This is a genomic window from Nocardioides sp. 31GB23 (assembly GCF_040012395.1).
GTDB lineage: Bacteria > Actinomycetota > Actinomycetes > Propionibacteriales > Nocardioidaceae > Nocardioides > Nocardioides salarius.
This window is the reverse complement of record NZ_JBDYKJ010000061.1, coordinates 1-14,430: the sequence shown is the minus strand read 5'-3', so window position 1 is coordinate 14,430 and position 14,430 is coordinate 1. Positions and strand designations below refer to the sequence as shown.

The 14,430-nt window shown below is 70.9% G+C and carries 17 protein-coding genes, 1 tRNA gene and 1 pseudogene; 9 read left to right on the top strand and 10 right to left on the bottom strand.

Annotated features, from left to right (window positions below):
* The first annotated feature begins 42 nt into the window (after positions 1 to 42).
* From ABKW28_RS17505 to ABKW28_RS17485, 5 genes are all read left to right on the top strand, one after another.
* On the top strand, positions 43 to 492 hold the full coding sequence (locus tag ABKW28_RS17505; protein ID WP_348611963.1) for a hypothetical protein: 450 nt from the start codon (positions 43 to 45) through the stop codon (positions 490 to 492).
* Positions 493 to 771: 279 nt separating this feature from the next.
* Positions 772 to 2,277: a multicopper oxidase family protein gene (locus ABKW28_RS17500; RefSeq protein ID WP_348611960.1), complete on the top strand. Its 1,506-nt coding sequence runs from the start codon at positions 772 to 774 to the stop codon at positions 2,275 to 2,277.
* Between the two features lie 120 nt (positions 2,278 to 2,397).
* Positions 2,398 to 2,610, top strand: coding sequence for a hypothetical protein (locus tag ABKW28_RS17495; protein WP_348611957.1), 213 nt, complete (start codon positions 2,398 to 2,400; stop codon positions 2,608 to 2,610).
* Positions 2,611 to 2,667: 57 nt separating this feature from the next.
* On the top strand, positions 2,668 to 3,132 hold the full coding sequence (locus ABKW28_RS17490) for a hypothetical protein (RefSeq protein WP_348611954.1): 465 nt from the start codon (positions 2,668 to 2,670) through the stop codon (positions 3,130 to 3,132).
* Positions 3,133 to 3,264: 132 nt separating this feature from the next.
* A complete protein-coding gene (locus ABKW28_RS17485) occupies positions 3,265 to 3,630 on the top strand; it encodes a DUF3817 domain-containing protein (protein ID WP_348611951.1) in 366 nt (121 codons plus the stop codon).
* 266 nt (positions 3,631 to 3,896) lie between these two features.
* On the opposite strand, the gene ABKW28_RS17480 is transcribed toward ABKW28_RS17485, so the two are convergent.
* From ABKW28_RS17480 to ABKW28_RS17445, 8 genes and pseudogenes are all read right to left on the bottom strand, one after another.
* Positions 3,897 to 4,121 (bottom strand): hypothetical protein, encoded by a 225-nt coding sequence (locus tag ABKW28_RS17480; protein WP_348611948.1) that lies wholly within the window; start codon positions 4,119 to 4,121, stop codon positions 3,897 to 3,899.
* A 341-nt stretch (positions 4,122 to 4,462) separates the two neighbouring features.
* Positions 4,463 to 4,768 (bottom strand): hypothetical protein, encoded by a 306-nt coding sequence (locus ABKW28_RS17475; RefSeq protein ID WP_348611945.1) that lies wholly within the window; start codon positions 4,766 to 4,768, stop codon positions 4,463 to 4,465.
* A gap of 116 nt (positions 4,769 to 4,884) precedes the next feature.
* Positions 4,885 to 5,172 carry a hypothetical protein gene (locus ABKW28_RS17470; RefSeq protein WP_348611942.1) on the bottom strand — a complete coding sequence of 96 codons (288 nt, stop codon included), beginning with the start codon at positions 5,170 to 5,172 and terminating at the stop codon, positions 4,885 to 4,887.
* A 75-nt stretch (positions 5,173 to 5,247) separates the two neighbouring features.
* Positions 5,248 to 6,357, bottom strand: coding sequence for a hypothetical protein (locus ABKW28_RS17465; RefSeq protein ID WP_348611939.1), 1,110 nt, complete (start codon positions 6,355 to 6,357; stop codon positions 5,248 to 5,250).
* 11 nt (positions 6,358 to 6,368) lie between these two features.
* Positions 6,369 to 7,106, bottom strand: a complete 738-nt coding sequence (locus ABKW28_RS17460; RefSeq protein ID WP_348611936.1) for a hypothetical protein — start codon at positions 7,104 to 7,106, stop codon at positions 6,369 to 6,371.
* A 434-nt stretch (positions 7,107 to 7,540) separates the two neighbouring features.
* A pseudogene (locus ABKW28_RS17455) lies at positions 7,541 to 7,735 on the bottom strand (4-hydroxy-3-methylbut-2-enyl diphosphate reductase); the annotation flags it as partial.
* 478 nt (positions 7,736 to 8,213) lie between these two features.
* Positions 8,214 to 8,909, bottom strand: coding sequence for a response regulator transcription factor (locus ABKW28_RS17450; protein WP_348611933.1), 696 nt, complete (start codon positions 8,907 to 8,909; stop codon positions 8,214 to 8,216).
* Positions 8,906 to 10,081 (bottom strand): histidine kinase, encoded by a 1,176-nt coding sequence (locus tag ABKW28_RS17445; RefSeq protein WP_348611930.1) that lies wholly within the window; start codon positions 10,079 to 10,081, stop codon positions 8,906 to 8,908. Before ABKW28_RS17445 ends, ABKW28_RS17450 begins: the two co-directional genes overlap by 4 nt.
* Positions 10,082 to 10,212: 131 nt before the next feature.
* Between ABKW28_RS17445 and ABKW28_RS17440 the strand changes: the two genes are divergently transcribed.
* A complete protein-coding gene (locus ABKW28_RS17440) occupies positions 10,213 to 10,953 on the top strand; it encodes a hypothetical protein (RefSeq protein WP_348611927.1) in 741 nt (246 codons plus the stop codon).
* 33 nt (positions 10,954 to 10,986) lie between these two features.
* A complete protein-coding gene (locus tag ABKW28_RS17435; RefSeq protein WP_348611924.1) occupies positions 10,987 to 11,412 on the top strand; it encodes a hypothetical protein in 426 nt (141 codons plus the stop codon).
* Here ABKW28_RS17435 and ABKW28_RS17430 read toward each other — a convergent pair.
* Positions 11,402 to 12,469 (bottom strand): zinc-binding dehydrogenase, encoded by a 1,068-nt coding sequence (locus ABKW28_RS17430; protein WP_348611921.1) that lies wholly within the window; start codon positions 12,467 to 12,469, stop codon positions 11,402 to 11,404. The two genes, ABKW28_RS17435 and ABKW28_RS17430, sit on opposite strands and share 11 nt — an antisense overlap.
* A 66-nt stretch (positions 12,470 to 12,535) precedes the next feature.
* On the opposite strand from ABKW28_RS17430, the gene ABKW28_RS17425 reads away from it, so the two are divergent.
* Positions 12,536 to 13,048, top strand: a complete 513-nt coding sequence (locus ABKW28_RS17425; RefSeq protein ID WP_348611918.1) for a YetF domain-containing protein — start codon at positions 12,536 to 12,538, stop codon at positions 13,046 to 13,048.
* Here the strand turns inward: ABKW28_RS17425 and ABKW28_RS17420 are convergent.
* Positions 13,014 to 13,865, bottom strand: a complete 852-nt coding sequence (locus ABKW28_RS17420; RefSeq protein WP_348611915.1) for an NAD(P)H-binding protein — start codon at positions 13,863 to 13,865, stop codon at positions 13,014 to 13,016. The two genes, ABKW28_RS17425 and ABKW28_RS17420, sit on opposite strands and share 35 nt — an antisense overlap.
* Before the next feature lie 93 nt (positions 13,866 to 13,958).
* On the opposite strand from ABKW28_RS17420, the gene ABKW28_RS17415 reads away from it, so the two are divergent.
* Positions 13,959 to 14,032 (top strand) — tRNA-Met (locus ABKW28_RS17415).
* The last annotated feature ends 398 nt before the right edge of the window (positions 14,033 to 14,430 follow it).

Here is a 14,430-nt window from a genome sequence, read left to right as displayed (position 1 = left end):
GTCGCTCGATTCCTGGTTCGACACCCGCTGGGTGCCGTCATCGTGCTGCTCGCAGTGCTCGCAGCAGTCGCGTACGCGGGAACGATCGCTGGTCCGGTCGCGGAGTCATTCGGGGGATCTGAGTCCTCGACGCTATCCGCTCCGGCACCGGTCGGCGGTGCGCTAGTCGCGCCCGACACGCTTCCGGCGCCCAAGGAGTCCCTCAACGACGACGAGGTCGAGGCCCCGCACCAGGCATTGCACGACCTCACTCGTGCGTGCAAGCGCCCCATGACACAGGGCCCACCGGGCACACCGCAAAGCGTCTCGGCACCGCTCCGCATCATCGAGGATTTCGCCTCACGCCATCCCAATGCAGGCTTCGTCGTCGACGACGGTTCCGCCACAACGCTGACGCTGCTGATCGTCGTTCGAAACGAGCTGGAGGCGTGCATCCCGGCCCTGATCCCACGAATCGACGCACTCATCCCAGCGCAGTACCGGCCCCGGTAGCGGCGCTCGTGCAGGGATCGGGCGAGCGGACTGCCGAACACCTCCAGACGACCAACTTCGTCAAGCCTTCATGGTTCCGCGCAGGAAATCACAACAGACGGCTGCGACGCTGCTCGTGTGGCACCAGTCGGCGCGCAGACGCCCTCTCGGGTCGCCCGTCCCCGACACCGGCCGCGACCCGGCCCGCGACCCGGCCCGCGACCCGGCCCGCGACCCGGCCGACGGTGGGTGATCACTCCCCGCCTCCACCTACCTGACTGCTCGAAGCGAAGGACACCCGTGAACCAGCTCTCCCGGCGCACCCTCATCCTCAGTGGCCTCGCCATCGCCGGATCTACCGCCCTCACCGCCTGCACCGGTCAGTCAAACTCCAAGCCCGGCGGCTCGAAGTTCGTCATCCCGAAGCAGACGCCGTTGGCGCCCAAGCCCGGCCAACGGGTCGTCACCGCCTCGCTGAACGCCCGGGCAACCACCATCGACCTGGGGGGAACGACAGTGCCTACCTGGGCCTACGGCGACACCGTCCCCGGGCCCGTTATCCGAGCCACCGCAGGCGACCTGCTCCGGGTCACGGTCGCCAACAACCTCGAGGCCGAAACCAGTGTCCATTGGCACGGAATCGCGCTCCGCCACGAGGCCGACGGTGTTCCCGGGCTCACCCAAGAGCCGATCTCCTCCAACGAGAGCTTCGTGTACGAGTTCGTCGCGCCCGACCCAGGCACCTACTTCTACCACCCCCACGTTGGGGTGCAGCTCGATCGAGGTCTGTACGCACCACTGGTCATCGACGACCCCGACGAGCCCGGTGCCTACGACACCGAATGGATCGTGGTGCTCGACGACTGGATCGACGGCACCGGCACGACCCCCGACGACGTGCTTGCAGACCTGACTGCGGGCAGCTCCGGCGGTGAGCACTCCATGGACGGCATGGACATGGGAGACATGGACGGTATGGAGGGTATGGAGGGTATGGATATGGGGTCCTCGGACTCACCGTTCGGCGACGCCGGTGACGTCACCTACCCGCACTACCTCATCAATGGCCGCACCGCCCAGGACCCCGATGTGCTCAAGGCACGGCCCGCGCAGCGGATCCGGCTGCGCATCATCAACGCCGCCGCCGACACCATCTTCGCCGTCGCGCTGGGCGGCCACCGACTCACACTCACCGACTCCGACGGCTTCCCCCTCAAGCCCACGGACACCGATGGCTTCTACATCGGAATGGGGGAGCGCTACGACTGCATCGCCACCCTCGAGGACGGAGTCTTTCCCCTGGTCGCCCAACCCGTCGGGAAGGAGGGTCAGGCCCTGGCACTGATCCGGACCGGGAGCGGTGCTGCCCCAGCACCAGACGTCAAGGTGGCCGAGCTCAACGGTGCGATGGCCAGGGTCGGCGGCCTCGAGCCGGCCGAGTCCGCACGTCTTCCGACGCGTCGGCCGGGCCAGAGCGTCGAGCTCACGCTGACCGGGCAGATGAGCCCCTACGCGTGGGCCATCAATGGAGCCGCCTTTCCCGACAACCAGCCCATCGAGATCACCCCGGGTGAACGGGTGCAGGTGCGCCTGACCAACCAGACGATGATGACTCATCCGATGCATGTCCACGGCCACACGTTCGCGCTGCCCAACGGCGTGCGAAAGGACACCGTCCTGCTCACCCCGATGCAGCGCCTCGACGTCGAGCTCCAGGCCGACAATCCGGGCAACTGGGCCGCGCACTGTCACAACATCTACCACGCCGAGGCCGGAATGATGGCCGCGCTGGTCTACGCAAGTTGACCCAGGCATCCACCATAGCCGCACCGGCTACCAGAGCCGGTCCTTCCGATTCCCCTGGAGGACACCGTTGATGGAACTCGACCCAATTAGCTCGTTCGCCAGTCAGAAGGGGTCGGCTCCGTGAACTGGTGGCAGATCCTGCTGGTCTTCGTCGGCATCCCCATCGTCGGGTTCCTCCTCGTTACCGTGGTGGTGCTGCGGTTCACCACCCCGCAGGTGCCCGATGGTGTGCTGCGCGCCAGGGAGCAGCAGGACCTGGACGGCCCGGCAACCGAGGAGCACGACCAGGGCGCGAGACCACAGAGAGTGACGATCGCCGAGCCGAGTGATTGACCAGCGATTGACCCCGGCATCTACTATTGCGCATAGTTGATGCATGAGAGGAGTGACGTGACTCGACGCCTTCTTGTGGGGATCACGGCCGCTGTGGTCGTCGGTCTCGCGATCGGGATACCTACGGGCATCATCCAGACGCCTTGGTACACCCGGATGACCCCGGTCCTGTGGTGGAACTACCCCGTCTGGGCGCTGTCCGCCCTTCTGTCCGGCGCGCTAGCGGCCACCTTCGTCCGAGACCCTTCGGTGCCCGTGCCGACGACCGAAGGAGGAAAGACGTTCGTGGGCACGATGCTCTCCCTGTTCGCGGTCGGGTGCCCGATCTGCAACAAACTCGTGGTGCTCGCGCTCGGGGTCAGCGGAGCGCTGAACTGGTTCGCACCGGTCCAGCCGCTCCTCGCAGTCGCCTCCCTCGGTCTCCTCGCCTACGCCCTGTGGGCGCGCCGTCGGACCAGCCTGACCTGTCGACTTCGCTCAGCAGGCTCCTCGACACCCGAGCCGGTCTCACGATCGACCTGACATCTTGCCGTCGCCCCACGCCACGAACATGCGATCACATACATTCCAGAGGACGAAGTTGATGAAGCAGGAGCCCGAGTTCGTTGCCACACGCTCTGAGCGCGCCCTTGGTGCGACAACTCCGGTGTCGGCGTGACGACGACCTCGGCGCCCTTGCGTACCCCGGCCCGCGTCCGCACCTGGTTCCGCATGGCAGCCATCGCCGAGGCATTCTCCTGGGCCGGCCTGCTGATCGGGATGTACCTCAAGTACGTTCCCGAGACCACCGAGCTAGGCGTGAAGATCTTCGGTCCGATCCACGGAGTCCTGTTCATCACCTACCTGCTGGTGACGCTGCTGGCCCGCACGACCTTCGGCTGGTCCCTGCGGCTCACCGCCGTTGGCCTCATCGCTGCGGTGCCGCCCTTCTTCACGCTGCTCTTCGAGTGGTACGTCGAGCGCCGAGGAATGCTTGAGAAGCCGCACCCCCGCGCACTGGCCGACGTCGGCTCGGCCTAGCTCCCGCGACAGCGGCCGACCGGGGGCCGGTCACCGGTGCGGTGACGCGGTAGACGGTCGTGTCGTCGGCTGAGGCCGCCGTCTGCCGATCGAACTGCGCCAGGGCAGGGGAGGCGGACAGTGCGTTGGCCACCACGGCGCGCCCATTCGGGGTCAGTCTCGGCTCGGCGGAGCTCGTTGCGGGTCAAGAGGACCGACGGCATCGAGCTCGACACGCCCTTCACCTCGAGGTGGGCCTCTTTGCCATCGCGAGCAGCGGTGAGGTCTCAGCCGCAGTTGAGGTGGGCGACGCGAGTGAACTCCCACCCGTCGGCCTCGTAGTGCTTGCGGACCACCTTCTCGGCGGCCAGCTCGACCTGACGGTTGGTGTCGGCGTCTCCGAAACCTGCTCCCCACCCGCCGACGGCGATCGTGCTGGAGGTCTCGCGGGCGTCGCTGGGATGAACGGGTGGCTCGATCGGGCCGCTGTACTCACGCACTAGCACGCGCACCGATCGCGGGTGCGCCCGGTATCCCGGGCCCCGCTCGGTGAGGAGCTTGACCAGGTCGGTGCGCAGTGGGATGAGGCGGTGTCGGGTCTTGCTGCCGATCTCCAGCAGCTCGGCCCACAGGGGTCATGATGTTGCCCGGAGAGTGATGCCACTCGTCGTCGTACGGTGCGGCGGTGTCCCACAGGTAGGCGTGCAGGAGCGTGAGCAGCCCCTCCTGGTCCTCCGCCGGGAATAGCTTGAGCGGCACCCGGGTGCGGCCCAGCTGGTCGGCGCGCTGCAGACCGGCGCGGATCAGCTCGGCCAGCCGAGCGTTGGAGTCATGCGAACTCACGGTTGGGCGCTCACGAACCCTGCGGGTACTCGATGCCGAAGTGCGAGGCGATGATCTCGGTCGTCTCACCCCCAGTCCCTCCGGCTTTCATCGGGTCCAAGGCGGGGTCATCGACGACGGAGTCGCACACACCTGATCCGGATCCGCGGTCACCATGCAAGGCCAGCAGCTCGCGGGCGAGAGGGTCGTTGATCGCGATGAGGCGTCCCATGGCGTCCAGCCAGCGCGAGACCGGGGCGGGGGAGTCGTCGATCTCGTGCACGACGTCGTGCAGCTCGGCGGTGCTGGCCTCCTCGTCGTACTCGTAGCGAGTCATCGGCACCACCCGAGGAGCGCGGTCTCGTCGTCCTTGTTGAAGCCCACGCAGCGAATCGTGTCACGCAACTTCGTGGTGGCGGGATGGAACCTCCCACCCGACCCGGCCGTGTGTCTTCACCGGGGCGGGAAGGTGAACGCGATGGTTGGTTCGGGCTCGAAGATCGCCGGTACTACGGCCGACATGTCGATGGCCCGTGCCGCGGCCGGCACGTGCCAGTAGCCCTCGCCGTGGGCGCTGCGAACGACGCACCGCCCATCGACGATCGCCTGGTCGAGCACGGTGACGATTTCGCCGGGCTCGATCGGCCCTCCTTCGAGGACGGCGCGGAAGGGGCGGTCGAGCGGGACGGTGGGAATGGGTTCGGTGTGGATGGGTTCGGTGTGGATGGGTTCGGTGGTCATGGCGACCAGCGTGCGCCACACAGGTGGCTAGTGTCGCCCTGAAGCGATCAGAGCGTGACCTTCAGAGCGTGACCTTCAGAGCGTGACCAGGACGACGCCGGCGATGTTCGTCCCTTCCAGCTCCGGCGGGGGTCGCCGCTTGGCGGAGAACGGATTGTTGGCGGCCGTCATGCGTCCGATGGTCCCATCGGAGCTTGTCGAGTCGGGATCCCACGCCAGCTCGTCCAGCCGGGGCGGCCGCCGCAGCGCCTCCAGGTACGCCGGCGGGCTGGCCCGCAGGCCTTGGAGGACATGACGGAAGTACGGGCCGGGGAAGTGACCCGTGTCTTCGGGGACCTCGGTGAAGAGCGGCGCTCCAGGGAAGGGAAGGACCTCGGCGACGTCGGCCGAGAACGCCCCGCGGCGGTGGTCGGAGACCAGGCGGAAGATGCGCCGGGCGATCTCGCGGGACCCGCCTTGCGGCTTGAGGAGGAAGTCGCGCAGTTGGGGATCTTGGAGCTTGTCGAGGTTGAGGTCCCACACCGGCGGCGAGGGCACGGCCGGGTCGACGAGGTCCTCGACGGGGATCGACTCGGACACGACGAGATCCGCGGTCATCTTCGGGTCGTACCACCCCTGGCGCAGCTGGTAGGCGGTCGCCATCGAGATGGTCATCCTTCGGCAGGGCAGGCACTCCTCGGGCGGCTCGGGGTGGGTCGCGGAGTCTGGATCAGGGCAGCCCTCGCCGCTGTGGGGGCACGGGAGCTGGCCGCGGAAAACCAGCCCGCCGGTGTAGACGGCGTACACGGCCGGCACTCCCAGCTCCTCGGATGTGCGGATCAGGTCGCCGAGCTGCTTCCCCTCGCGGTGGGTGACGTCAACGAGCCAGTCACCGCCGGAACTGCGCTTAAGCCGCTTGGCCTGCACCAGCATCCCGAAGCACTCCTCGGTGGCGCTGTCGATCCACCACCACAGGTAGTCGGCCCCGAGCGCGTTGGGGCCGCGGCCTTCCTGGTTGCGGCTGAACTCCAAGACGTCGACCTCCGGCCGACCTTCGATCACGGCGACCGCGGTGACCGTCTCCTCGTGCCAGCCGTCGCCTGCGAGGTCGCGCTTGTCCATGAAGGCCTCGGCGGTCTCGCGGATCCGGGTGAAGCCGGCGAGTGCGCCATCCGGCGCCCTGCCGGCGGGTGCTGAGTCCAGCATTGCAGTCCGTTTCACAGAAGCCCGGGGACGGGACACTGGGCGAGCAATGAAGGGACCGTGGAGGTGGCGCGGACATAGCCGGCCGCGGCCGGGGCGACCCACATGAACAGATCGTCGACGTCGCGCATGCGGTCGTGGAGGCCGGAGGAGCTGGAGAAGACGGGCTCGTTGTGCGCGAGCCGGTTGCGGAACTTGTTGACGCGGGCGACCCGCTCATGGACCTCGCCACGTGTGGGGGAGCCGTTGAAGGCGTGGCGCAGCATCGGCGTCCAGAAGGTCGCAGTCCGGTCTCGGTCGGTGAGCTTGGTCCAGAAGCCGAACATGGTGGCCGCCACGACCTTGCCGTGGCTGGGGTGCGCTCCGAGCCCGCGCTTGGCGTCGTTGAGTGCGCGTTGGCTGCCCGTGTTGAGGGAGACCTGTTTCGTCACCGCGCGTCCGTGGCCCTGGGTGCGCGTGAACAGCCGGCTCGCGGGGTCGACCGACCAGTCCGGGAACTGCTGGGCCATCTGCCGGTCATAGGCGTTGCGTAGCGCGACCTCCAGATGGCAGGTGTCGGTCAGAGCGGCTGCGGCCAGCAGGCTGTTCCAGCGGTAGAGCTCAAGCGCCAGAGGGGCGTCGCCGCCGCAGCGGAACAGGTAGGTGTCGAGCCGTGGTGTACTCAGCCACGCTTCGAGGTCGGTGGCGCTGAGCGTCGGCGGGGACCCGGCCACGGCGGCGGGCGCGTCGTCGTCTTGCTCCTCGGCTGACACGTGCGTATTCTAGTGACATCGCCCCGCGGATAACCGTCCTCTGGCACAGCTCGCAAGAGCCGGGTTAGGCACCGCGGGGCTCAGGCATTTCTGAGACCGACGTCTCGATCCGCTGCGCGTTCAGGATGCCGGCGCTCGGTCCAGCCAGCCAAGTTTGGCTTCGACGGCGCGGTCGACGAAGGGGGGGGCAAGGATCGTCACGTCCTAGCCTGCCGGAGCCGGTGTGAACTCGAGGGGTCTTGGCGTCGACGCAGAGCATCGAACACCGACACACCTCAACTTCAGCAACAAGGTCGACCTCGTCTGCCTTCGCTGAATCCCCGTCACCCGTGGCGTGACTCTGCCCCGGTCGCTTGGTGCGGGCGAACGACTGCGTGTTTCGAGCTGTCCAGTTCGGCGTCTGGCCCTCTCGCCTGTGACTCAGGCTCGCCGCTCTACGTAGCGGCCTTGAGGTCACGGCGGAGTTCGTGCGGTAGCGCGAAGATCAGCGACTCCTCGGCCGAGTGGACGGCGCGGGCGTCAGGGTAGCCGCGTTCGGAGAGGAAGGCGAGCACGCCCTCGACGAGGTTCTCGGGTACCGAGGCTCCAGAGGTGACCGACACCGTCTCGACACCGTCGAGCCAGGCCTCGCGGTGATGACCGCCCGGTCCACGCCAGCACAGTAGCCGCGAGGAGCTGCCAACAGCATCGCGCGCTCACCATCAGACGGGCCCAGCACGTGCGGCATGTTCAATTGCGTCGGCATCTGTCTAGAGTATCGACATTGAGCGATATACCCAAAGGGGGTATACGCATGCCCCGACTCAACCAATTGTGAGCGACGCTTGGTTGCTCTGCTGGCGACTTGATGGTGGGCGAAAAGTGGGCGTAATTGGTGCTCGTTTGAGTCAGCCAGCGTCAAACGGTGAAGTTGAGGGTGTCGTGTTTGTGCAGGTCAGGCCGCGAAAGCGTCAAACACTGGCAGATGGCAGCAAGCGCATACGGCACTACGGGTGCATCCCAGAGGTCGCAGGTTCAAATCCTGCCCCCGCTACACAGTGCACGAGGCCCGGACCGACAGGTCCGGGCCTCGTCTGTTTCCCCCGGTGCCGCTCCGGGTGCTGGCGGTCAGTGACGGCGCCCGGGGTCGGCGCGGCCGCTCTCGTAGGCCCAGATCACCAGCTCGACGCGGTTGCGGGCCGACAGCTTGGTCATCAGCGCCCCGATGTGGGTCTTGACGGTGCTCAGCGAGAGGAACAGCTCGTCGGCGACCTCGGCGTTGGTCCGACCGGCGGCGACCAGGTCGAGGACCGCCTCCTCGCGGGGGGTCAGCGGGTCGACCGGCTCGCGCACGGCGCCGGCCCGCGACGAGGCGAAGGCGGCCAGCAGGCGAGCGGTCACGGCCGGCGCGATCAGCGCCTCGCCCTGCGCGGCGGCCAGGACGGCGCGGGCCAGCAGCTCGGGGTCGGCGTCCTTGAGCAGGAAGCCGCGGGCCCCGGCCCGCAACGCGTCGTAGACATGCTCGTCCTGGTCGAAGGTGGTGACCACGATGACCGGCACCGGGTCGGCGACGTCGGGGCCGGCGACTCGGCGGGTCGCCTCGATGCCGTCGAGGTGCGGCATCCGGATGTCGAAGAGGCACACGTCGGGGCGCAGCGACGCGACGAGGGCCACGGCCTCCAGCCCGTCGCGGGCCTGGCCGACCACCTCGATCGACGGCTGCGCGTCGAGGATCGTCGAGAGGCCGACGCGGACCATGTCCTGGTCGTCGGCCACCAGCACGCGCACCGGCGCCCGCCCCGGCACCTGCACCGGCGCCGTCACGGGTGCGCCCCCGGCCCGGTGGGGCTCGTGGGGACGGTGGCCTCGACCGTCCAGCCGCCGCCGGGGTCCGGGCCGGCGTGCACGGCGCCGCCGAGCAGCGAGAACCGCTCGCGCATCCCGGCCAGGCCGTACGCCGTCTGGTTGCGGCGTACGCGCCCGGCACCGGGCGCACGCCCGTCGTCGTGGACCCGCAGCCGCACCACGTCGTGGTCGCGGCTGAGGTGCACCGTCACCAGGGTGGCGCCCACCGCGTGCCGCCTGGCGTTGGTCACGGCCTCCTGCGTGGCGCGGAACAGCGCGGAGCCGACGGGGGACGGCAGCCGGTCGAGGTCGCCGGAGCTCTCGACGACCACGCGCGGGTCCGGACCCTCGTCGCGGGCCAGGTGCGAGATGTCGGCGATGCCGTGGGCGGGGGAGCGGCCGGGGCCGACCGCCCGGTCGTCGCGCAGCACCGCCACCATCGACCGCATGTCCTCCAGCGCCCGTGACGCGGCCTCCTCCACGCCGTCGACCGCCGCGGCGGCCGCGCCGGGGTCGGTCCGGGCCCGCACCCGGGCGGCCCGGGCGTGCATCAGGATGCCGGTGACGTGGTGCGCGACGGTGTCGTGCAGGTCGCGGGCCAGCTGCTCGCGCTCGCGGAGCCGCACCTCCTCGCGGGCTCGCACCTGGGCGGCGCTCCAGAGGCGCAGCACGGCGCCGAGGGCCACCGGCAGCATCAGCGCCCCCACCCCGAGGACCATCGAGGCGCCGCTGGCGTCGTAGAGCGGTTCCCGGAGCAGGTGCAGCGCCAGCAGGAAGCCGCTCCCGGCCAGCACGCCGCGCCCGCTGGCCCAGCGGCCCAGCGAGTAGGCGACCAGCAGCACGACGGCGGTCACGTCGAGCACGCTGTGGGGCTCCCCGGCCAGCGCGGGCACGATGCCGGCGACGCTCTGGGCGCCGAAGGCCACGACCACCATCGCCAGCGGCCGGTGGGAGCGCCACAGCAGGGCGCCCACGCACACCAGCGTCCACGCCCCGTGCCAGAGCGGCCACACGACGTCGGCGCGCAGGGCGACCTCGAGCACGGTCAGCGGGACGAGGCCGGCGACCAGGGCCCGGTCCCACCAGGGCGTCCCCGGCGGCGGCTCGGCCCGCGGCTCGTCCCACAGCGCGCGCAGCGGGCCTCCAGTCACCTGACCAGGGTAGGCCCGGTGCGGCGGTGCACGTATGGCACTTTCGGCCGACCGGGTCCGGCCTCGAGGACTACCCGGCTCCGGCCCCCGCTCCGATGCGCCGACACCCCGGACGCAGCGACGGTGGAGGCATGACACGACACACCGACACCATCACCGGCACTTCTGCTGACTCACCCACCACGACGGGCACCGCGCCCCGCCCCACCGACACGTCGTACGCGCTGGCGCGCACCGGCGGCATCGCCGCACAGCTCGTCGCCGGCACCTACGTGCTGGGCTTCATCGCGATGGCCGCCTACTTCGTGCCCCGCGGCCTCGTGTCGCCCATCGCCGAGCCCGAGGCGTCGCTGGCCTTCCTGGTCGAGAACCACGCCGCGCTGGCGGGGTGGTACCTGGTCCTCTACCTCCTCGGCGGCGCCGCGATGGTGCTGGTCTCGCTGGGGGTCGGCGCCCGCCTGTCCCCGGCGCCCGTCCTCGCCCGGGTGTCCACGGCCCTGGGACTGGTCTGGTCGGGGATGCTCGTGGCCAGCGGGAGCGTGGCCCTCGTCGCGCAGCAGGCTGCTGTCGAGCTGCACGCGCACGACACCGCGCTGGCGCTCGACACCTGGGTCGCGACCAGCGTGGTGCAGGACGCGCTGGGCGGTGGCATCGAGGTCGCCGGCGCGCTGTGGGCCGGCGTCGTCGGGTACGCCGCGCTGCGGACCCGGGCGCTGCCGGCCGGGCTCGGAGGGCTCGCCCTCGGTCTCGCCGCCGTCGGAGCTGTCACGGTCGTGCCGGCCGCCTCCGAGATCGCCACGTCGGTCTTCGGGCTGGGCTTCATCGTCTGGTTCACCTGGCTCGGGGTGGTGCTGGTGCGCCGCCGGTCCTGAGACCATCGCTGCACACGACACCAGGAGGCCCTGATGCGCATCCTCGCCCGAGCCACGACACTCCCGCCGCGAGCCCGTCGCACGGTGGGCCTCGTGGGTGCGCTGCCGCTGGTCGCCGCGGCCGGCTTCCAGGTCGCGCTGTGGCGCGGGGCGCCGTACGGCGACGCGGTGCTCGGCGGCCGCGCGCCCACCGTCGACGGGGCGCTGACCACGCCCTACCGCTGGGCCGCTCTCGGGCAGGGCGGGCTGCTGGTCGCGATGGCGGCGGTGCTCGCCCGGGCCGGCTCGCCCGGTCCGCGACGGGCGGTGGGGACGGTCGCCGGCCTGATGGCGCTCAACACCGTCGCCAACGTGACCTCGCCGCACCCGCTGGAGCGCCGCATGGGCGCCGCGACCCTGCTCGCCGCGCTCTGCGGCGCCGGCCTCGCGGCCCAGCGCGGGCCGGGCCTCAGGGTGTGACGACGAGCTTGCCGACGAGGCCGCGGCCCTCCAGGTCGGCGTGCGCGGCGGCGAGGTCGGCCAGGTCGTAGGTGCGGGCCACGACCGGGCGCACCTCGCCGCGGCGGGCCAGGTCGACCAGCGTCTCGAAGTGGGCGGGGGTGTGCATGGTCGAGCCGACCAGGGCGACGTTGGCCAGGTAGAGGCGGCGTACGTCGAGCTCGACCAGGTGGCCGCCGAGCGCCCCCGCGACCACCCATCGCCCGCCGTCGCGCAGCAGGCCCAGGGCCTGGGCGACGAAGGGGCCGGCCACCACGTCGACGACCACGTCGATGCCCTCGGGGCAGGCCCGGGCCAGGGACTCGCGCAGGTCGCCCGCGGTGCGGTCCACGGTCACGTCCGCGCCCGCGGCCCGCACCTGCTCGGCGTGCACGCCGCTGGTGATCGCCACGACCCGGGCGCCACGGGCCGCGGCGAGCTGCACGGCCGCCAGCCCCACGCCGCCGGAGGAGCCGGTGACCACCACGGTGTCGCCGGCCGCCACGTGCCCGCGCTCGAGCATGCCCAGCGCGGTGCCGTAGGCGATCGGCAGCGCGGCCAGCTCGACGTCGCTGAGCGGCGAGCCGTCGACGACGTGGGCCCGCCCGGCGTCGACGACCACGAGCTCGGCGAAGCCGCCGTCGGCCTCGCTGCCGAGGATGTGGGTCGGGTGCGCGTCGGGCCCGTCGTGGTCGTAGCGCGTCGCCGGGTCGACCAGCACCCGGCGCCCCACCAGGTCGGCGGGGGCGCCCGGGCCGGCGGCCACGACCTCGCCGGCGACGTCGCCGCCCTGGATGCGGGGGAAGTCGACGGGGCCGCGCCAGCCCGAGCGGGCCTCGGGGGCCTCCGCGCTGCTGCCGTAGGCGCCCTCGCGGGTCCACAGGTCGGTGTTGTTGAGGCCGGCGGCGCCCACCCGCACCAGCACCTGGCCGGTGCCCGGCTCGGGGGTGGGGACGTCCCGCTGCTCGACGGCCTCGGGACCGCCGTGCCGGGTCAGCACTGCTGCGCGCATCGTGCGGGGGATCTGCTGCTGGTCCACGACCTGCTCCTCGTTCGGCTTCCGCCCGTCTGTGCGCCCCACCCTAGGGACCGGTAGACAGGGGCCATGTGGTTCGACTCCTGGTCCGACATCTGGCGGGTGCTCCTGGTGGGCCCCGCGTCGTACGCCGCTCTCGTGCTGGTGCTGCGCACCTCGGGCAAGCGCACGCTCTCGAAGCTCAACGCCTTCGACCTCGTCGTCACCGTGGCCCTGGGCTCCACCCTGGCGACGATCTTCCTGAGCAAGGACGTGTCGTGGGTCGAGGGCGTGGTCGCGCTGGCGGTGCTGGCGCTCCTGCAGCTGCTCGTCGCCGTGGTCACCTCGCGGCTGCCGGCGGTCCGCTCGGCGGTGACCGCCGGGCCCACGCTGCTGCTGCGCGACGGGCAGATGGTCGAGCACGCGCTGCGCGACGCCCGCCTCACCGCGGCCGAGGTGCGGCAGGCGATCCGGGGGAGCGGGACCGGTGACGTCTCCCAGGTCGCCGCGGTCGTGCTGGAGAGCGACGGCAGCCTCAGCGTGATCGGCCGGGAGCGGGCCGGCGACCTCAGTGCGCTGTCGGACCTGCCGGCGCGTCCGTGACGTAGCCCTCGCGGTAGGTGGGGTACGCCGGCACCCAGCCGGTCGCGCGCAGCCGGGCGTTGGAGATGCGCTTGCCGTGGGCCTTCCGGGGGTCGGGGCGCGGCGGTGGGGCGACGCCGAGCCGGCGCGCGATCTCGGCGGCCACGTCGCCCATGAGGGCGGGCTCGTCGTCGTTGCCGAGGTAGACCGGCTCGGGAGGCTCGGGACGGGTGAGCAGGTGGACCGCTGCCGCCGCTGCGTCGTCGCGGTGGATGCGGTTCGTCCAGCGGTCCGGGTCGCCGACGTCGCCGGCCGCGACCTTGTCGACCAGCCGCGGCCGCTGCCCGCCGTACAGGCCGGAGCAGCGCAGCACGGTGCCGCCGGGCACCCGGGAGGCGAACAGCTCCTCGGCCTCCAGCAGCACCCGCGCCGGGCCGTCCTTGGGGGAAGGCGCGTGGGACTCGTCGACGAGGGTGCCGTCGGGCACGTCCCCGTGCACACCGGTGGAGGAGATGAGAAGCGCCCGCTCGGGCAGCCGGCCGGCGGCCTCGACGGCGTCGAGCGCGCGCCGCATGCCGTCGACGTACGTCGCGCGGTAGGCCTCCTCGGAGCGCGGCCGGGCGGTCAGGGCGACGACCAGGTGGCGCAGCTCGAGCGCGGGGAGGTCGGGGACCTCGTGGGTCAGGTCGACGGACACGCCGTGCAGCGGGGCCGGCACCAGCTCGGCCCGGCGGCGCAGGGCGAGGACGCGGTGCCCCCGCTCGGCCAGGCGCAGACCGATGCGCGACCCGAGGTCGCCGCACCCGATCATCAGCACGTCTGCGTCTGCGGCATCCACGTCTCGACCCTAGGCCAGCGACCCTCACCCACCCGCCGGGCGCGGTCCCGAATTGTGCGCGGTGGGCGTGGTGTGTGACGGTTGAGCCACCGACGCGGGGTGGAGCAGCTCGGTAGCTCGCTGGGCTCATAACCCAGAGGTCGCAGGTTCAAATCCTGCCCCCGCTACTGAAAAGTGGCTTGTGGCCTGCGGAAACGCAGGACACGGGCCACTTGTCATTTGAGCCATTCGGGCTTGTGTCGCGCTTTGTGACCCGAAAACCCCCTCTGCAGCGGGGTCCGGTGCCGGGTTCGCCACCTGGATTCAGCCTGGGTGGTCGGCGACCTTGGTGATCATCGCGGTGCGGCCGAGGTCGCCAATCGGCTGCGGTGGCCTTCGGCTGTGTCTGGTTTCGGGCGCCGAGGAGGACGGCGGCGAGGATGGGGTTGATGAGCTCGGGCCAGAGCGAATCGGGCATATGAGCTCGATGTCGTAGACCTGTGAAAAGGGGCTCTCCTGTCTCTTCCGTGGGTCATGTGCGCCCGGGGAGGGTGGGCCGGTGGCCGCCGAGGTTGAGCATGGCCAG

Bases quoted from the DNA above. Each gene is read 5' to 3' on its own strand.
- ABKW28_RS17475 (WP_348611945.1), bottom strand. From the start codon at position 4,768: ATGACTCGCTACGAGTACGACGAGGAGGCCAGCACCGCCGAGCTGCAC.
- ABKW28_RS17470 (WP_348611942.1), bottom strand. From the start codon at position 5,172: ATGACCACCGAACCCATCCACACCGAACCCATCCACACCGAACCCATT.
- ABKW28_RS17465 (WP_348611939.1), bottom strand. From the start codon at position 6,357: ATGCTGGACTCAGCACCCGCCGGCAGGGCGCCGGATGGCGCACTCGCC.
- ABKW28_RS17440 (WP_348611927.1), top strand. From the start codon at position 10,213: ATGACACGACACACCGACACCATCACCGGCACTTCTGCTGACTCACCC.
- ABKW28_RS17435 (WP_348611924.1), top strand. From the start codon at position 10,987: ATGCGCATCCTCGCCCGAGCCACGACACTCCCGCCGCGAGCCCGTCGC.
- ABKW28_RS17425 (WP_348611918.1), top strand. From the start codon at position 12,536: ATGTGGTTCGACTCCTGGTCCGACATCTGGCGGGTGCTCCTGGTGGGC.